19 protein-coding genes and 1 tRNA gene are annotated in these 19041 nt (G+C 65.3%); 7 read left to right on the forward strand and 13 right to left on the reverse strand.

The features are described from left to right. Window positions 1–147 precede the first annotated feature (147 nt). The 4 genes from ACTZWT_RS02480 to fliI all read right to left on the reverse strand — a co-directional run bounded on the left by ACTZWT_RS02480 (window position 148) and on the right by fliI (window position 3635). Window positions 148–1041, reverse strand: a complete 894-nt coding sequence (locus tag ACTZWT_RS02480; protein ID WP_444768132.1) for an anti-sigma factor — start codon at window positions 1039–1041, stop codon at window positions 148–150. Beyond that, the gene (locus ACTZWT_RS02485; protein ID WP_322516003.1) at window positions 1041–1589 is read right to left on the reverse strand and encodes a sigma-70 family RNA polymerase sigma factor; all 549 of its coding nucleotides are present in this window, start codon (window positions 1587–1589) and stop codon (window positions 1041–1043) included. Before ACTZWT_RS02485 ends, ACTZWT_RS02480 begins: the two co-directional genes overlap by 1 nt. Window positions 1590–1775: 186 nt before the next feature. Continuing rightward, window positions 1776–2201 carry a flagellar export protein FliJ gene (gene fliJ, locus ACTZWT_RS02490; RefSeq protein ID WP_444768133.1) on the reverse strand — a complete coding sequence of 142 codons (426 nt, stop codon included), beginning with the start codon at window positions 2199–2201 and terminating at the stop codon, window positions 1776–1778. Window positions 2202–2309: 108 nt separating this feature from the next. Continuing rightward, the gene (gene fliI, locus ACTZWT_RS02495; protein WP_444768134.1) at window positions 2310–3635 is read right to left on the reverse strand and encodes a flagellar protein export ATPase FliI; all 1326 of its coding nucleotides are present in this window, start codon (window positions 3633–3635) and stop codon (window positions 2310–2312) included. Between the two features lie 369 nt (window positions 3636–4004). Between fliI and ctrA the strand changes: the two genes are divergently transcribed. Beyond that, entirely contained in the window at window positions 4005–4706 is a 702-nt protein-coding gene (gene ctrA, locus ACTZWT_RS02500) for a response regulator transcription factor CtrA (RefSeq protein ID WP_238736635.1), read from the forward strand. A gap of 219 nt (window positions 4707–4925) precedes the next feature. Here ctrA and ACTZWT_RS02505 read toward each other — a convergent pair whose 3' ends face one another. Then, window positions 4926–5288, reverse strand: coding sequence for a hypothetical protein (locus tag ACTZWT_RS02505; RefSeq protein ID WP_444768135.1), 363 nt, complete (start codon window positions 5286–5288; stop codon window positions 4926–4928). Between the two features lie 27 nt (window positions 5289–5315). On the opposite strand from ACTZWT_RS02505, the gene ACTZWT_RS02510 reads away from it, so the two are divergent. After that, window positions 5316–6203, forward strand: coding sequence for a hypothetical protein (locus ACTZWT_RS02510; protein WP_444768136.1), 888 nt, complete (start codon window positions 5316–5318; stop codon window positions 6201–6203). Between the two features lie 29 nt (window positions 6204–6232). On the opposite strand, the gene ACTZWT_RS02515 is transcribed toward ACTZWT_RS02510, so the two are convergent. From ACTZWT_RS02515 to chpT, 6 genes are all read right to left on the reverse strand, one after another. Next, window positions 6233–7111 (reverse strand): CheR family methyltransferase, encoded by an 879-nt coding sequence (locus ACTZWT_RS02515; protein ID WP_444768137.1) that lies wholly within the window; start codon window positions 7109–7111, stop codon window positions 6233–6235. Further along, window positions 7108–8259: a protein-glutamate methylesterase/protein-glutamine glutaminase gene (locus tag ACTZWT_RS02520; protein WP_444768138.1), complete on the reverse strand. Its 1152-nt coding sequence runs from the start codon at window positions 8257–8259 to the stop codon at window positions 7108–7110. Before ACTZWT_RS02520 ends, ACTZWT_RS02515 begins: the two co-directional genes overlap by 4 nt. A 72-nt stretch (window positions 8260–8331) precedes the next feature. Further along, window positions 8332–8697 carry a response regulator gene (locus ACTZWT_RS02525; protein WP_444768139.1) on the reverse strand — a complete coding sequence of 122 codons (366 nt, stop codon included), beginning with the start codon at window positions 8695–8697 and terminating at the stop codon, window positions 8332–8334. 65 nt (window positions 8698–8762) lie between these two features. Further along, window positions 8763–9233, reverse strand: coding sequence for a chemotaxis protein CheW (locus ACTZWT_RS02530; protein WP_041798897.1), 471 nt, complete (start codon window positions 9231–9233; stop codon window positions 8763–8765). 26 nt (window positions 9234–9259) lie between these two features. After that, window positions 9260–12055, reverse strand: a complete 2796-nt coding sequence (locus ACTZWT_RS02535) for a hybrid sensor histidine kinase/response regulator (RefSeq protein WP_444768140.1) — start codon at window positions 12053–12055, stop codon at window positions 9260–9262. Window positions 12056–12257: 202 nt separating this feature from the next. Further along, window positions 12258–12911, reverse strand: a complete 654-nt coding sequence (gene chpT / locus ACTZWT_RS02540; protein WP_444768141.1) for a histidine phosphotransferase ChpT — start codon at window positions 12909–12911, stop codon at window positions 12258–12260. 195 nt (window positions 12912–13106) lie between these two features. Between chpT and ACTZWT_RS02545 the strand changes: the two genes are divergently transcribed. Then, the gene (locus tag ACTZWT_RS02545; protein ID WP_444768142.1) at window positions 13107–13880 is read left to right on the forward strand and encodes a 3'(2'),5'-bisphosphate nucleotidase CysQ family protein; all 774 of its coding nucleotides are present in this window, start codon (window positions 13107–13109) and stop codon (window positions 13878–13880) included. A 37-nt stretch (window positions 13881–13917) separates the two neighbouring features. Here ACTZWT_RS02545 and ACTZWT_RS02550 read toward each other — a convergent pair whose 3' ends face one another. Beyond that, entirely contained in the window at window positions 13918–14424 is a 507-nt protein-coding gene (locus ACTZWT_RS02550; protein WP_444768143.1) for a YHS domain-containing (seleno)protein, read from the reverse strand. Between the two features lie 110 nt (window positions 14425–14534). Between ACTZWT_RS02550 and ACTZWT_RS02555 the strand changes: the two genes are divergently transcribed. The 4 genes from ACTZWT_RS02555 (at window position 14535) to ACTZWT_RS02570 (ending at window position 18154) form a co-directional block, all read left to right on the forward strand. Then, the gene (locus ACTZWT_RS02555; RefSeq protein WP_444768144.1) at window positions 14535–15134 is read left to right on the forward strand and encodes a DUF1134 domain-containing protein; all 600 of its coding nucleotides are present in this window, start codon (window positions 14535–14537) and stop codon (window positions 15132–15134) included. Between the two features lie 253 nt (window positions 15135–15387). Beyond that, complete coding sequence (locus ACTZWT_RS02560; protein ID WP_444768145.1) at window positions 15388–16623, forward strand: hypothetical protein; 1236 nt, start codon at window positions 15388–15390, stop codon at window positions 16621–16623. Between the two features lie 154 nt (window positions 16624–16777). After that, window positions 16778–16852 (forward strand) — tRNA-Val (locus ACTZWT_RS02565). A 618-nt stretch (window positions 16853–17470) separates the two neighbouring features. After that, window positions 17471–18154, forward strand: a complete 684-nt coding sequence (locus tag ACTZWT_RS02570) for a Crp/Fnr family transcriptional regulator (protein WP_444768453.1) — start codon at window positions 17471–17473, stop codon at window positions 18152–18154. A 73-nt stretch (window positions 18155–18227) separates the two neighbouring features. On the opposite strand, the gene ACTZWT_RS02575 is transcribed toward ACTZWT_RS02570, so the two are convergent. After that, window positions 18228–18974 carry a Crp/Fnr family transcriptional regulator gene (locus ACTZWT_RS02575; RefSeq protein ID WP_444768146.1) on the reverse strand — a complete coding sequence of 249 codons (747 nt, stop codon included), beginning with the start codon at window positions 18972–18974 and terminating at the stop codon, window positions 18228–18230. Window positions 18975–19041 lie beyond the last annotated feature (67 nt).

Genomic DNA, 19041 nt, shown 5'->3' on the forward strand with positions numbered 1-19041 from the left:
ACTCGGCGCCTCTGGATTGCTTCGCTTCGCTCGCAATGACGGGGATAGGGCGTTGATTTCGCGGCCTGCGTTTCCAGTCAGACTCAGGATGACGGCGGTGATTCCATCAAAACCAGAGCTGCTCCAGCAACCCTGTCGACGGCGGCCTCAGCGGCGCGGCGTGATCGGCGTCGGCGGCACGCTCTCGACCAGCTTGCCGGTGTAGACGATCGGACCGGTGGCGACGCCGGTCGGCGAGCCGCCTTCGGGCTCGACCGTCACCGCATAGGTCGCCTTGCTGACGATGTCGGAGTCGTAGGCCGCGAGTGAAGGATTCACGGTGAAGTCGCGGCTGCCGATGACGCCGAGCGAACGCGGCTTCTGCAGCTTGTCCGAGACTATCCAGAGTTCGTAGCTCTTGCCGGGCTCCGGCGTCGCCGCGACGCGGCGCACGGTGAAACTCTTGCTGCCGGCATCGACGGTGAGGATGAAGGCGGGCGAATTGCCGTCCTGCTGCAGCACCGCGACGTATTGCGCCGGAATCGCCGGCGGCGGGGTTTCGACCCTGACGATCTGGGTGCGCACCGGCGGCCGCAGCGCATCCGGCAGCACGTCGGGCTTGTAGAGTTGCACGCCGAGTACCAGCAGCAGCGAAGCCGCAAGCGCGCTGGTCGTCGCCGCAACGCCTTTCCAGACGAAAGTCTGCTTGGCGAAGCGAACCACGCGCATCGATTCCGGGCTGAGGCCCGAGCCGGTGTCGTTGGCGGGCGCCGGCGGCAACATCGCCGGCTTCGGCGCTTCGGCAGATGCCGGCATCGCGAAAGCCTGCTGTTCGCCGGCCTGCGCGATCGCGGCCCTGATGCGCTCCCACACCTGTGGCGACGGTTCCACGAATCCGACCATCTGGTTGAGCGCGCCGAGCTTGAGTTCCCAGGCGTCGACCAGCGCCGCGTAGTTCGCGTCGGCAGCCATCATGGCCTCGACCTGCACCCGCTCGGCGGCGTCCAGGGTGCCGAGCGCGTATTCCGCGGCGAGCACGATATGGTCTTCGCTAGTGGCCATCAGACGAGTCCCAGACACTCCCGAATGTCGAGCATGCTGCGGCGAAGCCAGGTCTTGACCGTGTTCACCGGCGCATCGAACTTCGCCGCGAGCTGTTCGCGGCTCCAACCGTTGTAATAAGCGAGCAGCACGAGTTTCTGGCGGTCCGGCTCCAGCCGGCCGACGCATTCGAGCAGCCGCTTCAATTCTTCCGTCATCTCCCGGCGCGCCAGCGGATCCGGCGTATCGGCCGCCGCTTCCTGCGCCGCGGGCTCGTCCTCGATGGAGACTTCGCTGCGCTTGCGCGCCACGTCGATCGCCCTGTTCCGCGCGATCGACGCCATCCAGGTGATCGGCGACGCCACGCCGGGATTGAACGTTCCGGCGCTGTTCCAGATCTTGACGTAAGCTTCCTGGATGACTTCTTCCGCGAGATCCTGACGTCTCAATATACGGAGAACCACGCCGTAGAGTTTCGCGCGCGTGGCGTTATAGAGCCGCTCGAAGGCTGCCTGATCCCCTTTGGCCACGGCGGCAAGCAGCCAGACCAACTCAGCCGACGTCAGCATTCAGTCCCCACCCCGGCAATTCCGCGCCGCCTCGAACGATCGGGCGATCGTCGCGGCCGTTCGTAGCATATCGCGCGATTGTTCGATCCGCCATGTCGCGGTCGCCACTGTTGTGGATACAGCACACAAAAAGCCCGGGCGCGAACGCCCGGGCTTGTCGGAATCTGCAAGGCAGAGGTCGGCCGGTCAGACCGAGGCAACGGCGCCGAGACGCGACCGCATCAGTCCGATGCTGTCGAGGTCGGCCTGCTCGCGCGCGCTTTCCTCGGCGCGCTCGCGGGCCTGATCGCGCTCGTCGAGCAATTCGACCTTCTTCAATTCGTCGAACGCCTCGGACAATTGCGCCCGCGCGTCCTCGAGCTGAACGCGCAGCTCGTCGGCCGAGCGGGTGAGGTTCTCGCGACGCTGGATCGCGGCCTTGGCATAGGTCGGATAGGCGAAGTGGGTGGGATCGGTGATGCCGGCGCGGTCCTGTTCGGTCTGGATTTCGCGCTCCAGATCGTTCGACATCCGCTGGAAGTCCGCGATCATCCCTTCGATCTGGGCCACCCGCCTGCGCCGCTCGTCGACCTGAAACTTCTTCAAGCGGATCAGCGTGTCACGTGACTTCATCGACTCTTACTCCCCAGAAGTCCCGATTCAACGCGGGACAGTGCCGGCCTCCCGCGAGGGGCCAACCGGCAAAACGATTGACGTGCCAAGCATGATGACGCGACAAAGTTAGCGTTCCGTTTCCGCGTTCTTCAGGATCTGTTCAAGCTGGGCATAACCTGAGGACAGGCTGGTCGCCTCGTCCTTGCCCTGCCGCAGGAACTCCTCCAGCGGTTCGTGCAGCCGCACCGCCTCGTCGACTTCTGTGCTGGAACCGGGCCGATAGGCGCCGAGCCGGATCAGTTCCTCCATGTCGGCATAGGTCGCCATCACCTGACGCGCGCGCTTGATTACCGGCAGATAGGCTGGATCGGCCGAGCGCGGCATGGTCCGCGACACCGATTTCAGTACGTTGATCGCCGGAAAACGGCCGCGTTCCGCGATCGAGCGTTGCATCACGATGTGGCCGTCGAGAATGCCGCGCACCGCGTCGGCCACCGGCTCGTTGTGGTCGTCGCCGTCGACCAGCACGGTGAAGATGCCGCTGATGGTGCCTTCGCCGAGCCCCGGTCCGGCGCGCTCCAGCAGCTTCGGCAGTTCGGTGAACACCGTCGGCGTGTAGCCCTTGGCGGTCGGCGGCTCGCCGGCGGACAGGCCGATCTCGCGCTGCGCCATCGCAAAGCGCGTGACCGAGTCCATCAGGCACAGCACGTCCTTGTCCTCGTCGCGGAAATACTCGGCGATCGACAGCGTCAGATAGGCGGCCTGGCGGCGCATCAGCGCCGGCTCGTCGGAAGTCGCCACCACCACCACCGAGCGCGCCAGTCCCTCCTCGCCGAGATCGTCCTGCAGGAACTCCTGCACCTCGCGGCCGCGTTCTCCGATCAGTCCGATCACCGACACCGCAGCATCGACGTTGCGCGCCAGCATCGACAGCAGCACCGACTTGCCGACGCCGGACCCGGCGAAGATACCCATGCGCTGGCCGCGGCAGCAGGTGAGGAAGGTATTGAGCGCGCGGACGCCGAGGTCGAGCGGCGCGCCGACCCGCTTGCGGGAATGCGCCGGCGGCGGCGTATTGCGGAACGGCATCGGCGACGGCCCCTGCGGCAGCGGCCCCTTGCCGTCGATCGGCTCGCCGAGAGCGTTAACGACGCGGCCGAGCCAAGCCTGCGACGGCCGCACCTGGGCGGCCGAATTGGCGATCACCGCGCGACAGCCGCGGCGCACGCCTTCGAGCCCCGCGAACGGCATCACCATGGCGTTGTTGCCGGTAAACCCGATCACCTCGCAGGGAATGGCCCGATCCGCCCCTGTTTCCACAACAATCCGCGCGCCGACCGACATCGCGTGGATCGGCCCGGCGATCTCGACCATCAGGCCGCGGACGCCCACAACTCGGCCATAAATATTGACGCCGTCGATATCGCCGATCTGCTCGGCCAGGGCCTTCATTTCAAAAGCCTTAAGTTTCTGGGGCCTGGCACTGTCACCTTAACTTCGTGTTTACCCGCATCGTTAATCATTGCGTCACTGTCTTTGGTGGCTGAACGCGCTCGACCTTCAGAACGAAGGTGCGAGTCGCGAGAGTCGGTTGACGCTGACTCTTAAAGTGGAACCTGAAGAGGATCGGTAACAAAAACCTGCTTTCACGCAATATCTTACGGCGATTCTGCAAAAATTGCACGAACAGAGCTTGCGGATCAGAATCAGGATTTGTTAACCATACCTTGTCAGGATCCGAATCAGTTGTTCAGAGGCGTTTCCAGTGCCGCAGGTAGTGCGGACGCCTGACGCCCGGAGCGGCGCTATAAGGGGACTGGCATGCGCGTATTGCTGATTGAAGATGACAGCGCGACCGCGCAGTCGATCGAATTGATGCTCAAATCCGAGAGTTTCAATGTCTACACGACAGATCTCGGTGAAGAAGGCGTCGACCTCGGCAAGTTGTACGATTACGACATCATTCTGCTCGATCTGAACCTGCCGGACATGTCCGGTTATGACGTTCTCAAGCAGTTGCGTGTTTCCAAGATCAAAACCCCGATCCTGATCCTGTCCGGCCTCGCCGGCATCGAGGACAAGGTGAAGGGCCTGGGCGTCGGCGCCGACGACTACATGACCAAGCCGTTCCACAAGGACGAGCTGGTCGCGCGCATCCACGCCATCGTCCGCCGCTCCAAGGGCCATGCCCAGTCGGTGATCCAGACCGGCGATCTCGTCGTCAATCTCGACACCAAGACCGTCGAAGTCGGCGGCCAGCGCGTGCATCTGACCGGCAAGGAATATCAGATGCTGGAGCTGCTCTCGCTCCGCAAGGGCACCACGCTGACCAAGGAAATGTTCCTGAACCATCTTTACGGCGGGATGGACGAGCCGGAACTGAAGATCATCGACGTCTTCATCTGCAAGCTGCGCAAGAAGCTCGCCAACGCTTCGGACGGCCGCAACTTCATCGAAACGGTTTGGGGCCGCGGCTACGTGCTGCGCGAGCCGAGCGAAGAAGAAGTTCGCATCCCGGCCTGATCGCCTTCCACGGAGCGCCCGGTCAGGCGCTCACCTCCCGACTGGACCCCGCCGCAAATGGCGGGGTTTTTGTTTTTGGGGGACGCTGCGTGTGCCGTCGTGGCGTGGAGTGGCACACGTCATTCCGGGGCGCGCGCGTCAGCGCGCGAACCCGGAATCTCGACGTTCCTGGCACTCCGAGCTTCGCCCCTTACAACCGCTGGATTCCGGGTTCGCTTGCTACGCAAGCGCCCCGGAATGACGGAACGGGTAGCCGCGCGGCTCAGCCGGCGCGGGGCGCTGGCCGAGGCAGGCTTTGCGGCTGGCACGATCGATGGCGCCCTGGCGATCGTGTTCGGCAGGTAGATGCCGCGGCGCGTCGCATGCGGCTTGAAGCGATTCACGAATTCTTAGGAAATTCCCGCAAGGGTAGCTGACCTCGAATATATACAACCATTTTGGTTTTATCGCCGCGTTTTTCAGATCCCTATCGGCATTCTTGTCGTGGATGTTCGTGGATTTTCCTGATGAATTTTCCCGCGTTCCTGATTTCCGCAGGCTTGGGCACGGTTTCTTGTTGCCGGATACAAGTGGTACTACCAACCTGCGATCTTTCGACCGAAGGTCGTGATGGACATGTTGTCCACCGACCACATGAAAGCGCGGGACGCGGTTCGCCACGTGCTGATTGCGCCGGATTCGGCGCAATTCAGCGCGTTACGCTCGGTCGAGCGCGGGCCCGATCGATATGTCTGCGGGGCCGTCCGGGCGCGAGACAAAGCGGGGCATTTCGCGGAGGCTGCCTTCGTCTACGTGCGGGCCATCGATTTTGCCCGGCTGGATGACGAGGGCAGGATCACCCACCGTCGCTCCGAGTACCGGCCCTGCCCCGTCCCTGAAGAGGAAATAGTCGCCGAGCTGAGGCCGCCGATTTCGCCGGCCGCACTGGCTGCCGCGAAAATGATCCAGCAACTCGTGCCGCCGGTCGATCCGTCAGCTCTGGCGAGTCCGTCAACGCTGGCGCGATTGGCTGGCGGAGCGCAATCGGGCGGGACATTGGAGCACGACGTCCGGCGATTGTCGAAAACGCTCTCTGCTTCATCGGGGCTGATCGGCCCGCCGCAGGTCGGTCCGCCAATTGATCTCAGCCGGGTCGCCGGGTCGGTCTCACCGGTCGACCAGCCGCCGGCGGCGTGGCCGATATTTCCGCCGGACCATCCGCTGTCGAAACCGCCCCGGACACGCGCGCCGTCCGAAGCGCTCTCCCTTGCGAAGGACGTGGCGCAGCGCTGGGAGCAATCTGAAGCGTTACGCGACCCGGCGCTGCAACCCGCTCCGGACGAGATTGAAGAGGCCTGCCGGGCCCTGTTGGCGATTGATCCAAAGGGCGCGAACTACGCAAGCGCCTGGGCGTTCTTCGTGCGACTGCGACAGCTCGATCCGGAGCGGCGGCATGATCAGGGAAAGTCGATCCCGGCGCGTCCCGCGTCGGCCTCGCAGCGAGCTCCCGTACCCTAGCCACGAGTCCGCGGCGCGCGAAGCGCCGCTCAGCCGGTTCTCATGCCTGCGACCTGACCCAGCGGCACCGCACGCGGCACGATCGACGGCGCCCTGGCGATCGTGTTCGGCAGGTAGATGCCGCGGCGCGTCGCATGCGGCTTGAATACGTCGGTCAGGCCGACCACGGTTTCGGCGGCGCCGAGCGCGAGATAGCCGTCGGGCTCGAGCCGCTTGGCGAGCCGCTCGAAAATCGAGATCTTGGTCGCCTGGTCGAAATAGATCAGCACGTTGCGGCAGAAGATGACGTCGAACATGCCGAGCTGGCCGTAGTCCTGCAGCAGGTTGAACTGGCGGTGCTGGATCATCGCGCGTAGCTCCGGGCTGATCTCCCAGAGCTCACCGGTCTGCTTGAAGTACTTCACCAGGAACTGTATCGGCAGGCCGCGCTGCACCTCGAACTGGGTGAACAGGCCGGACTTCGACTTCTCGAGCACAGAGGGCGACAGATCCGTCGCGACGATCTCGAAGCGCCAGCCGGCGACGGCGGGGCCGAGTTCCTTCAGGCACATCGCGATCGAATACGGCTCCTGGCCGGTCGAGGACGCCGCGCACCAGATCCGCAGGCTGCGCCGTCCGGCCCGCGCCTGCAGCAGCGCCGGCAGGATCTCTTCGCGCAGATGATCGAACGGCAGCTTGTCCCGGAAGAAAAACGTCTCGTTGGTGGTCATCGCCTCGACCACATCGGCGGTGACCTTGTCGGCGCCGCCCTTCATTTTCTGCACGAGGTCGGGGATGCCGGAAAGGCCGTGCCGCCGCGCCAGTGGCAGCAGCCGGCTTTCCACCAGATACTGCTTGTCGATCGACAGATCGAGCCCGGACCGGTCCTTCAACGCCTTGCGCAGATATTCGTAGTCCAGCGGCGTCACGACCGATCTCCTGAAAACAAGCGTACCAGCTTCGGCCCGATCTGATTGAGCGGCAGCACCGCCGCGCAGATGCCGGCATTCGCGGCCGCGCCGGGCATGCCCCACACCACGCTGCTGGCCTCGTCCTGTGCGATCACGCTGCCGCCGGCCGCGACGACGTCCTTGCCGCCGCGCATGCCGTCCGAACCCATGCCGGTCAGCACCACCGCCATGATCGCGCCCTGCCAGACGTCGATCGCCGAGGTGAACAGCGGGTCGACCGCGGGCTTGCAGAAATTCACCGCCGGTCCGTCGTCGAGCGCGATCGCAGGCTGTCCGCCCTGGCGGACCACCCGCATATGACGACCGCCGGGGGCCAGATAGATCCGGCCCGGCTTGATCAGTTCGCCGTCGACGCCCTCATGCGCCGGCCGCCTGGCGGCGCGCATCAGATGTTCGGCGAGAATCGTCGTGAAGGTCGGCGGCATGTGTTGGGTGATCAGCACCGGAAACCGGTCGATCACCGGCCCGATCTCGGCGACCAGCGACATCAGCGCCTGCGGTCCGCCGGTCGAGGACCCGATCAGGAGCACGCGCGGCGCCGTCGGCCCGAACGAACGCTTCACCAGCGCCGCCTGGCTGGCGACGGTCTGCACGACCGGCGCGGCGCGAGCGACCGCCGGCGCGGCGGGACCCGGCGCCGTGGCCTTGCGCCGCACCTTGCCGCCGAGATGGCGGATCTTCTGCAGAAGATCGTGCCTGAAAACGTCGGCCCCCGCGGACTCGCGCGTCGTCTCCGGCTTCGGGATGTAGTCGGCGGCGCCGAGCGACAGCGCCTTGAAGCTGATCTCGGCGTTGCGGCGCGTCAGCGTCGAGGCCATGATGACGATCAAATCGCGCTTTTTGGCCAGCAGTTGCGGCAATGCGGCGATGCCGTCGAGCTCGGGCATCTCGATATCGAGCACGGCGATGTCAGGCTTGATGCGCTCGACCTGGTTGACCGCGTCGAGCCCGGTTCGCAGCGAGGCTGCGACGACCATGTCGGGTTCGGCCTCGATCCAGCGCGAGATCAATCCACGAATGACCACCGAGTCGTCGACGACCATCACCCGCAGCGGTTCGTACTGCGTCGAATTGATGGCCGGACTTCCTGCCAGAGCTACACTCATCATACACCGACGCAACACTACACCCCCGCCGCGTCGTATGACGCGGCGTCGACGAAAATTCGGCAGACCTCGTCAGATCAGGCCGACTTCCTGGAATTTCGCCGTCACGATGTCCTTGTCGAACGGCTTCATGATGTACTCGTTGGCGCCGGCATGCAGCGCCCGCGCGATATGCGCGACGTCGTTCTCGGTGGTGCAGAACACCACCTTGGGGCGATCGCCGCCCGGCATCCGGCGCAGATTGCGCAGGAATTCGTAGCCGTCCATCACCGGCATGTTCCAGTCGAGCAGCACCGCGTCCGGCAGCCGTTGCTTGCACAGCTCGAGCGCCTTCTCGCCGTCTTCAGCTTCGACGATCTCGAATTCGAGGCCTTCGAGAATGCGTCGCGCGACCTTTCGGATCACGCTCGAATCGTCGACCACCAAACATGTCTTCATTGTCTGCCTCTATCAGTCGTCGCCTGGATGGGCGGACGATGGTTGCGGCCGAAGCCATCGCGGGGTTACGCGGCCATCCGCGCGTTCGCGATTTCGAGAACCTTGTCGACGTCGAGAACGACCATCAACTGGCCGTCGAGACGATGGACGCCGTTGGCGAAGGACGCCATCCGCGGATCGAGATTGACCGGGTTGACCTCGCGGCCCTCGTCGGGAAGCGTCAGCACCTCACCGATCGTATCGATCAGCAGGCCATAGGATTCGCCGCGCAGATCGACGCCCATCGCCATCGGCGGCTTGCCGTCGTCGATCCGCGGCAGGCCGAGACGGGTCCGCATGTCGATCGCGGTGACGATGCGGCCGCGGAGATTGAGCACGCCGGCGACGTCGTCGGGAGCCAGCGGCACCCGCGTCAGCCGTTCCGGCATGAACACGTCCTGGACGCGCGAGATCGGCAGCCCGAAGAGCTGTCCGCCGATCATCGCAGTGGCGAATTGCGTGGTATTGCCGCTGATGGCATCGACCTGCCGGTTCATGCTGTGGTGTCCTTCCTGGATTTCCATCACGCCGCCTGCTGCAATGCCTCGATGCGCTCGGTGCTCGCGGTCTGCTCTTTCAGCGCCGCGATCAGGCCGGGGCGATCGAATTTGGCGACGTAGTCGGTGAGGCCGGCCTGGCGGCCGCGCTCGATCGCCGCCGGCGACACCAGCGACGACAGCGCGATCACCGGGGTCGGCGCCAGCTTGATATCGGCGCGGATCGCTTCGGCGAATTCGAAGCCGTTCATTTCCGGCATCTCGATGTCGGTCAGGATCACGTCGAAGTTGGCGCCGCTGCGCAGCACCGACAGCCCTTCGACCGCCGAGGTCGCAAGCCGGACCTTGTATCCGGCCGCCTTCAGCACCGGGCCGAGCATGTTGCGGAAGAACGCGGAGTCGTCGACCAGCAGCACGGAGCGGCTGGCGATCGACTGCTTCATCTCCTTGCGCGAGAGCCAGTCGGAGAACGCCATCGGCAGGAAGTGGGCGACGTCGATGACTTCCGTGGCAAGCCCCTTGATCACCGCCGAGCCGAGAATGCCGTCGCGGCTGGAGCCGACCTGGATCTGCAGATGCTCCTCGACGATGTCGACGATCTCGTCGACCACCAGACCCATGCTGCGGTCGTCGTCGGCGAACACCAGGATCGGCTGCACGCCCGTGGTCGCGACCTGGACGCCCTCCATCAGCACCAGCGGCATCAGTTGGTCGCGGTACTGCACCATGTAGCGGCCGTTCGAGGATTCGATCTTGTCGGCGGCGATCTCTTCGAGACGCGTCACCAGCGACAGCGGCACCGCCTTCGGCTGCGGCGAGCCGGAGCGGAACACCAGCAGCGACGTGAGCTGCTCGGTCGTGGCCGCGCGCGTCGCCGCGCTCTGTTCCGCCAGATCGTGCTGCGCCGACACCGAGGTGCCGAGCGCCTGCGCGATCCCGTTCGGATCGACGATCATGATCACCGCGCCGTCGCCCAGGATGGTGTTGCCCGAGAACATGCCGATGTGGCGCAGCTTGGTCGACATCGGCTTGACGACGATTTCCTCGGTGTGGAACACGCCGTCGACGACGATGCCGAAGGTCTGGCTGCCGACCTGCGTCACCACGATGAAGCCGTTTTCCGGCTCGGTCGAGGCGGTGCCGTCGTCGATGTGCAGCAGCTTCTTCAGGTGCATCAGCGGCAGCAGCTTGTCGCGCAGCCGCAGCACCGGGGTGTCCTTGATACGCTCGATGCGGTGCTCGGAATTGGCCCGCGCGCGCACCAGCTCGACCACCGCGAGCTGCGGGATCGCGAAGCGGTCGCCGCCGGCCTCGACGATCAGCGCCGAGACGATCGCCAGCGTCAGCGGGATCTTGATGGTGACGCTGGAGCCCTCGCCGGCCACCGACTTGATCTCGATGGTGCCGCCGATCTGATCGATATTGGTGCGCACCACGTCCATGCCGACGCCGCGGCCGGACACGCTGGTGATCGCGGCGGCGGTCGAGAAGCCGGGCGCGAAGATGAATTTGTGGATCTGCGCCTCGGTCATCTTCTCGACCTCGGCCTCGGTGACCAGGCCGTTGGCGAGCGCCTTGGCCTTGATCCGCTCGGTGTCGAGCCCGCGGCCGTTGTCGGCGATGCAGATCACGATGTGGCCGCCTTCGTGATAGGCGGACAGACGGATGGTGCCCTGCTCGGGCTTGCCGTTGCGAGCCCGCTCCTCCGGCCGCTCCAGGCCGTGGTCGGCGGAATTGCGCACCATGTGGGTGAGCGGATCCTTGATCAGGTCGAGCACCTGGCGATCGAGCTCGGTGTCGGCGCCGTGCATCTCGAGCTCGATCTGCTTGCCGAGTTCGGAAGCGAGGTCGCGCACGATCCGCGGCAGCTTCTGCCAGGCGTTGCCGATCGGCTGCATCCGGGTCTTCATCACGCCGTCCTGCAGCTCGGCGGTGACGGTGGAGAGCCGCTGCAGCGGCACCTTGAATTCGGTGTCCTCGTGGCGGCGGCTGATTTCGAGCAGCTGGTTGCGGGTCAGCACCAGCTCCGACACCATCGTCATCAGGTGTTCGAGCGTGTCGACGTTGACGCGGATCGACTGGTTGGCGATCCGGTCGCCCTCCGCAGGCGCTTCCTGATCGGCGGTCTTCTTCGGGGCCTTGGCGGCGGGCTTCGGCGCCGGCCTGGCGATTTCGGCCACCGGCGCGGCGGCTGCGGGCAGTTCCGGCTCGCTTGCGACCGGCGCCAGCGGCGGCGCCTCGATTTCAATCGCGGTTTCCCGGAAGGCGCGCTCCAGCTCGTCGAGCGACACTTCGCCCGGGCGCAACGGGCGCTCCAGGGTCTGGGGCACCAGCACCCCTTCCGCCACCGCCGGTTCGGCCACGGCCGCTTCGGCCGGCGCGGCTTGCTGCGGTGCCTCTTCGGCGACCGGCGCAGCGCCGCCCAGCTCGGCGGCGATGTCCTCCGGCGTGCGCATCGACAATCGTTCGAGTTCGCCGATCAGGTCGCCGTCTTCGCCCTCGGGCTCGGCCTCGGTGGCTTCCAGCCCGCCGAGAATGTCCTTGATCCGGTCGATCGTGGTCAGGATCAGCGTCACGGCCTCGCCGGTCACCGGCATGCCGTCGCGGAATTTGCCCATCAACGTTTCGGCCGCATGCGCCAGCGCTTCCAGTCGCGGCAGGCCAAGGAAACCGCAGGTACCCTTGATGGTGTGAACGAGCCTGAAGATGTTATCCAGTATCTTCGCGTTGTTCGGCTCCTGCTCGAAGCGGACCAGCTGATTGTCAACCGTGTCCAGGCTTTCGAAGGTTTCCGTCAAGAACTCACGGAGAAGATCGTCCATGTGCGCTGGCCTCTTTGCGCGGCACACGGCAGCAGCCGTGACCGAAGTTATGCGGCCACTGTCTGCGGAAAGCGTTTAATATTGGTTGCGGGTTCCGGACGGGTGTGTCCGATTAAATCAATAGTCGAACGCGTACGACTACTAGGCGGGTCGTCGTAACCTCGCCTTTACCATTGACGCCCGCGCTCACTGACGCCCGCGCTCAGACTGCGCTGACGACCATGGCCTCGCCCTCTGGCGCAAGCGTCACGTTGAGTCCGCAGGACTGGGCCAGAAGACGCGTGTAGTAAGGCTGCACGCCGTGCGACTCGACCGGGCCGGCATGGCTGCCGTCGAGCTTCTCGACGATGTTCTGCGGCATCCGCGCATTGAGACCGGCCGCCACCACGCGGAACGAGAGATGCTCGCCCTCGCCGACCGGCTCGACGGTCAAAGTGCCGCCGCGCGGAATCGTCTGCTGTGCGATGATCAGCATGTTGAGCAGCAGCTTCACCCGGTTCTTCGCCAGCAGCACCCGCGGCAGATTCCAGGCGAGCTTGGTCTTCTCGTCCTCGAGATGGCCGCGGGCCATGTTCTGCGCGTCGCCGAGGTCGATCTGGGCGCCGGCGGAGCCGGCGGCGCCGAACGCCAGCCGGCAGAACTGCAGCCGGGCGGAGGCGGTCCGGGCGCTCTTGCGGATCAGATCGAGGGCAAAATCGCGATCTTCCTGCTTGGAACTGTCGTCCAGCACTTCGAGGCCATTGACGATCGCGCCGACCGGGCTGATGAGATCATGACAGACCCGCGAGCAAAGCAGCGCCGCCAGTTCGAGCGCGTCCGGAGCGGGGGCCTGGACGGGAGAGGGATTGCCGGACATTTGTCTGCTCCTCGGAAAGCGCGCGGCTCGTTCAAGACGAATCAGCCATGCTGAATGGCTTGATACACTGCGGCCGGTTGCGCTGCCAACAGAGGGACCGGGACAACCGGCCAGACGGAGGAAGACAGGTTGACGGGTAAGGGCCAGGCGTTCGGGACGGGACCGGTGATTTCGCATAACGACGCCGTCGCTTTAATGCAGCCATTGACCGAGCTGGTGCTGCGCGCAGGGGCCGGGATTCTGGCCACCGACCGTTCCGACCCGGTCGAGCACAAGCCGGACGGCTCGCCGGTGACGACCGCCGACCTCGCCGCCGACCGGATCATCGCCGAGGGGCTGAAACGGATCGCGCCCGACGTGCCGGCGCTGTCGGAAGAGCGCTGCGGCCTCGGCCGGCCCAGTTCGGGGAGCTTCTTCCTGGTCGATCCGCTCGACGGCACCAAGGAATACGTCGCCGGTCGCGACGAATTTACCGTCAATCTGGCGCTGGTGACCGACGGCAAGCCGCTGCTTGGCATCGTCGGCGCCCCGGCGCTCGGGCAGGTGTGGCGCGGCGTGGTCGGCCACGGCGCGGAGCGGCTGGCGGTCAATGCCGACGGCGCGCGCTACGACGCGACGCCGATCCACACCCGGCCGATGCCTGCCGATGGCGCGCCGTGGATCGTGGCGATCAGCCGGCTGCATCTCGACGAACGCACGTTGGCTTTCATCGCCGAACGGCCGGGCGGCGTGCACGCGCGGATGGGATCGGCGCTGAAGTTCTGCCGGATCGCCGATGGCGAGGCCGACATCTATCCGCGGCTGTCGCCGACTTGCGAATGGGACATCGCCGCGGGCGCCGCCGTGGTGATCGCGGCCGGCGGCGAACTGACCGACAGCAGCGGCAGGCCGCTGCGGTTCGACGAGCCGCGACCGAACTTCATCGTGCCGGAGTTCATTGCCTGGGGCGACGCCCGGGCCGCGTCCTGACGGGACGATGCGGTGGCGGACGCGGCAGGGGGCGGCCCTAATCCGCCAGCGTGGCAATCAGCGCCGGCCATTGCTGCCGGGCCGCGGCGAGATACCGTTCCGGACTGGCGGCGAAGGCGTCGCGATCGTCCTCGCGACTGAACAGATACAGCCGCTGGCCGGCGACCAGCCAGATCGTCGCATTGCCCTGCAACGGCACGCCGCGGGCGATGCCGACGGGATCATATCCGCCGAACTGCGGCGCATAGATCTCGGGGTGGCCGACAAACGCCGCCCGGTTGGAGGCATTGCGGAACCGCCAGATCGCGCCGGCCGCCGAGGCCTCGAAGCCGGCCTCCCCGATCCGGGGCGCGCCGTCGGTGAAATAGGCCACCGGATCGAAGCCATCGATCGCCAGTCCGGTGTGCCGATCGACCACAATCCGCTCGGTCGTGGCGCCCTGGGCCCACAGAGCGGCGCTCGCGGGACATAGCAGCAACGCGGCGAGGCCGATCGTGGCGAAACCGAGGCGCAGCGCGTTTCCTTCCTGCCGTTGTGCCGTCATAGTTGAACCCGATAACGTCCGAGTCGCGGGGCAGAGGCGCCACAGTAAGAGGGTGCAGGTCAGCATCCGGTTAAGGCGGCGTCGGGGATCGAGACCCAGGGGTGAGTTTGATGACCATCGTTTCACGTCGTGCCGCGCTGGCGCTGCTTGCGTCGGCGGCCTTCATCGTGCCGGCATCGGCGCAGCAGCAACAGCAGCCATTGCCGCCCAAGGCTGGTCCGGGCCCGGCCACCTACGGACCGGAAGAGCTGACCAGTGCCGGCCACCGTTTCTTCGGCAATGTGTCGCGGGGCCTCGCCTCGGTGATCGAGCGCGCGGTCAGCCAATGGGGCCTGCCGAACGGCTACGTGCTGGGCGAGGAAGGCTCCGGCGCGTTCGTGGCCGGCCTGCGCTATGGCGAGGGCACGCTTTACACCAAGAACGCCGGCGATCTGCGGGTGTACTGGCAGGGTCCGTCGGTCGGCTTCGACTGGGGCGGCAACGGCGCCCGGACCATGACGCTGGTCTACAACCTGCCCTCCACCAACGCGATCTATCAGCGCTTCGGCGGCATCGACGGATCGGCCTATGTGGTCGGCGGCTTCGGCATGACGGCGCTCACCGCCAACAATATCGTGCTGGTGCCGATCCAGTCCGGCATCGGGCTGCGGCTTGGCGCCAATATCGGCTATCTGAAGTTCACCCCGACCGCGACCTGGAATCCGTTCTGATCCAGGCTGCCGGTCAGGCGGCCATCCCCCGCCGGGATTCACGTTAACGCCGCAACGCACTGGCGCTGCGGCGCCGCTCCGTGGCATTGTGCGGGCTGGAGATTTCCGGCCGGACGGTAACGTCTACCCGGACCCATCTCAGGCAATGGCTCGCCGCACCATCGGCTCGCATCAGATGTCGCGCAGGCGCAATCCGCCGTTCCGGCCGGATCGCGGAGCGTGGACGCTCGGAATCCTCGGGTAGGAGACTTTCATGGTCGAACAGATCATGTATCTGGCGATCGGCTTTCTGGTGGCGATGCTGCTCGCGCTGATGATTGCGCCTCTGGTGCATAATCGCGCGGTGCGGCTGACCACCAAGCGGCTGGAGGCGGCGACGCCGCTGTCGATGGCCGAGATCCAGGCCGACAAGGACCAGCTCCGCGCCGAATTCGCGATGTCCGCGCGGCGGCTGGAGATGAGCGTCGACCAGCTCCGGAACAAGACCACCAGCCAGCTCGCCGAGCTCGGGCGCAAGAGCGACGCGGTCAACCGCCTCAAGGTCGAGCTCGCCGAGAAGAACGCGGCGATTGTCACGCTGGAGGCGCGCGAGAAGGCGGTGAAGGAGCAGCTCCGTACCACCGAAGAGGACTTCGCCGCCAAGACTCAGGCGCTGCGCAGCGCCGAGACGGCGCTGACGGAGAAGCAGGCCGAGCTGGCGCAGATCAACGCCGAGCTCGCGGACCGCTCGATGCTCGCCGACACGCGGCAGGTCGAGCTGGTCGCGGTGCGCACCCAGATCGAGGAGCTGCGCGCCCGCGTCGGCGACGCCGAGAAGGACTTCGCCGCAACGCAGACCCGGCTCGAAGCCCAGCGCGGCGAATCCGCCAGCGCCAGCCGCGAGCTCGACGAGGCCCGAGGCCGCGTCGAAAATCTCAGTCAGCGCGTCGCCGATCTCGACCGGCAATTGCTGGCGCAGGTCAAGGAAGCCGAAATGCTCGGCAGCCGCGTCGCCGCGCTCGAGGCCGAGAACGCCGAGCTGCGCGCCGCCGCCGGCACCACCGCCAAGGGCACGGGCAAGGCTGCTGCGTCGCCCGACCTCGCCCGGTTGCGCGCCGAGAAGGCCGCTTTGGAAGAGCAGTTGCGCATCGCCCGCGACGAGCGCGCCAAGGCGCAGCGCGAGCTGGCCGCAATCCAGCAGCAGACCGAGAGCACCTGGGCGACCGAGCGGATGGAGAACGCGCTGCTGCGCGAGCGCATCAACGACATCGCCGCCGAGGTCGCCAAGCTCGCGATCACGCTGGAAGGCCCGGATTCGCCGATCGAAGCCATTCTGGCGGGTCAGAGCGCGCCCTCGCCCGCCGCGTCGGCCACGACGGCCGCGCCCGCGGCCTCCGCCCGCACCAACGGCGCCGAGACCACCGCCGCCCCGGCCGTCGCCGGCGGCACGCTGGCAGAACGCATCCGCGCATTGCAGTCCCACGCCTCGCGCGCCCGGCAGATCGGCTGAAGGGGCGCGTCATCCTCGGCAAAGCCGCGGCAAATGGGTGAACCCGGCCGCAAATCCCGGGCTTGACGCTTGACACCCCCGCCCCGCACTCCGTAAATCGCGCCTCTACGATCATTGGCACCGGCCGCTCCGCGGCCCCGTTCCGATCGGTCCCGGGCGCATAGCTCAGCGGGAGAGCGTTCCCTTCACACGGGAGAGGTCCAAGGTTCGATCCCTTGTGCGCCCACCATCTGATCCTCTGAAACATCCTTCACCGTGGTCGCGGCTGCACGCCGCCCAACGCGGCTCTCACGGATCGCGCGAGTGCCACGGAAGCAACCGCATCGCATGCGGCGATCAGAACAGTGATTTTTCAGAAGACCTTCGATGAGATCGTCGGCGAATGCTTCAACAAAGTTCCATCCCGACCAACTCGGCGTCCTCCTTCGGATGGACGTTTTGGAAATGGCCTCGCAACTAATCGATACCATCTGTCGCAGGTGAACATCGCGGCGTAGTGATCACGATCCGCGGTCAAACGCCAAACGTCAATCGCCAAACGTCAATCGCCAAACGCGTCTCAGACCACGGAGAGACATTCGGACAATCCGGCAATTGGTACTACTTTGCATGCACTGGCGATTCGCGATCAGAATTGCACACCTGCACAGCTACTCCCGCATCGCCAGATTCCGCAGCGCCCGGATCGCCGGGAAGCAGGTCGTTTCCCTTCACAACAGACGGCAAAGCCGTTATCCTGCATCGACGCTTGAGAGACCGTGAGATCAGCTCGTGCTGGCGTCGGGATATCCCCTCGAGCTTGGAGATATCTTTGGCAAAGACGCCCGAAGCTCAGGATACCAAGCAATTGCTCTTCGATCCGGTGGCGTTTTTGAAGGCCACCGGCGTCGGCCACACTGTCAACCGATACAAGAAGAACCTGGCGGTCTTTTCCCAGGGCGATGTCTCGGATTCGGTTTTTTATATCATAAAAGGCAAAGTGAAGATCGTCGTATTGTCCGAACAGGGCAAGGAAGCGGTGATTGCCATCCTTGGACCGGACGAGTTCTTCGGCGAAGGCTGCCTCACCGGACAGGAACGACGTCTTGCCACCGCATCGACGATGAGCGATTGCGAGATCATGTGGATCAGCAAGCCGGCGATGTTGGCGGTTCTGCACAATGAGCCGACCTTCTCCGAGATGTTCGTCGCGCATGTTCTGGCGCGGACCATCCGTGTCGAAGCCGACCTGGTCGACCAACTGTTCAATTCGAGCGAGAAGCGGCTGGCGCGCGCGCTTCTGCTGTTGGCGAATTTCGGCAACGACAGCGAGCCCAAGAAGGTCATCGCGAAAGTCAGCCAGGAAACGCTCGCCGAAATGGTCGGCACCACGCGCTCGCGCGTCAGTTACTTCATGAACAAATTCCGCAAGATGGGCTTGATCGACTACAACGGTCACCTCGAAATCCACACCTCGCTGCTGAATGTCGTGCTGCACGAACAGCCGCATATTTCCGGGGACGAGTCCACGACATCGCAGCTCGATCCCTAGAGCATGGTTCCGAAAAGTGGACACCGGTTCGGGTCAAGAACACTCGTCGGACCCACACTGGGGATAGTTGTGGTCAATCCAGCTCGTTTTTCACGGCTGTCGAAGGCGGCTTGAGGAAGGCGTCGAACCGCTGCTTGACGATGGCGTAGCACTCGCACGACGCCAGCTCCAGGCCCGCACGATCGACCACCTGGATCATCCCGCGATGATAGCTGATGAGTCCGGCGGACTGCATCGATTGCGCCGCCAGCGTCACGGATTTACGGTTGACGCCGAGGATCTGCGACAGGAATTCATGCGTGTAAGGAAGCGCTTCGCCTTCGGCGCGGTCATGCATCATCAGCAGCCACCGGCACATCCGCTCTTCCGTCGTATGCATCGCGTTGCAGGCGACGGTCTGTTGAACCTGAGACAGCAGGGTTTCCGAATAGCTGACGAAGAGATTGCGAACGCGCTCGCTCAGTTCGAATTCGCGCTGCAGCAGCTCGATCGGGCACCGGACCGTATGGCCTTCGAGCTGCACGATGCAGCGGTTGAAGGAAACCCTGCTGTACATCGCGGCGAACAGGCCGAACGCACCCTCGCGGCCGATATTGGCGGTCTCGATGGCCGCACCGTTCTCCAAGACTGTCAGTAGCGACAGCACCGATCCCCGGGGAAAATACGCATGCCTGAGCAGGCCTCCGGCCTCGCAAACCATGTCGCCGAGCTTGAATTCGACCGGCTCGAGGTAACGGTCGATACGACCGCGGCTGTCCGGCGCCAGCGCGTCGAGCAGCTGATTGGTCCGCAGATCATGGTCGGTCTGTGCCTTCGACATCCGTGTCCTGTCAATCGTCCAGTCCGAGGGGCGACCGGCTCCGACGCGGTCGCGCGGCGGCGGCGGC

The sequence above is a fragment of the Rhodopseudomonas sp. NSM genome (assembly GCF_052445935.1).
Taxonomy (GTDB): Bacteria; Pseudomonadota; Alphaproteobacteria; order Rhizobiales; family Xanthobacteraceae; genus Rhodopseudomonas.

Excerpts from the sequence above, each read along its gene's own strand:
- ACTZWT_RS02545 (WP_444768142.1), top strand. The coding sequence starts at position 13,107 with ATGCAGCCATTGACCGAGCTGGTGCTGCGCGCAGGGGCCGGGATTCTG.
- chpT (WP_444768141.1), bottom strand. The coding sequence starts at position 12,911 with ATGTCCGGCAATCCCTCTCCCGTCCAGGCCCCCGCTCCGGACGCGCTC.
- fliJ (WP_444768133.1), bottom strand. The coding sequence starts at position 2,201 with ATGAAGTCACGTGACACGCTGATCCGCTTGAAGAAGTTTCAGGTCGAC.
- ACTZWT_RS02560 (WP_444768145.1), top strand. The coding sequence starts at position 15,388 with ATGGTCGAACAGATCATGTATCTGGCGATCGGCTTTCTGGTGGCGATG.
- ACTZWT_RS02480 (WP_444768132.1), bottom strand. The coding sequence starts at position 1,041 with ATGGCCACTAGCGAAGACCATATCGTGCTCGCCGCGGAATACGCGCTC.
- ACTZWT_RS02530 (WP_041798897.1), bottom strand. The coding sequence starts at position 9,233 with ATGAACCGGCAGGTCGATGCCATCAGCGGCAATACCACGCAATTCGCC.
- ACTZWT_RS02520 (WP_444768138.1), bottom strand. The coding sequence starts at position 8,259 with ATGAGTGTAGCTCTGGCAGGAAGTCCGGCCATCAATTCGACGCAGTAC.
- ACTZWT_RS02535 (WP_444768140.1), bottom strand. The coding sequence starts at position 12,055 with ATGGACGATCTTCTCCGTGAGTTCTTGACGGAAACCTTCGAAAGCCTG.
- ACTZWT_RS02555 (WP_444768144.1), top strand. The coding sequence starts at position 14,535 with ATGACCATCGTTTCACGTCGTGCCGCGCTGGCGCTGCTTGCGTCGGCG.
- ACTZWT_RS02485 (WP_322516003.1), bottom strand. The coding sequence starts at position 1,589 with ATGCTGACGTCGGCTGAGTTGGTCTGGCTGCTTGCCGCCGTGGCCAAA.
- ACTZWT_RS02575 (WP_444768146.1), bottom strand. The coding sequence starts at position 18,974 with ATGTCGAAGGCACAGACCGACCATGATCTGCGGACCAATCAGCTGCTC.
- fliI (WP_444768134.1), bottom strand. The coding sequence starts at position 3,635 with ATGAAGGCCCTGGCCGAGCAGATCGGCGATATCGACGGCGTCAATATT.
- ACTZWT_RS02525 (WP_444768139.1), bottom strand. The coding sequence starts at position 8,697 with ATGAAGACATGTTTGGTGGTCGACGATTCGAGCGTGATCCGAAAGGTC.
- ctrA (WP_238736635.1), top strand. The coding sequence starts at position 4,005 with ATGCGCGTATTGCTGATTGAAGATGACAGCGCGACCGCGCAGTCGATC.
- ACTZWT_RS02510 (WP_444768136.1), top strand. The coding sequence starts at position 5,316 with ATGGACATGTTGTCCACCGACCACATGAAAGCGCGGGACGCGGTTCGC.
- ACTZWT_RS02550 (WP_444768143.1), bottom strand. The coding sequence starts at position 14,424 with ATGACGGCACAACGGCAGGAAGGAAACGCGCTGCGCCTCGGTTTCGCC.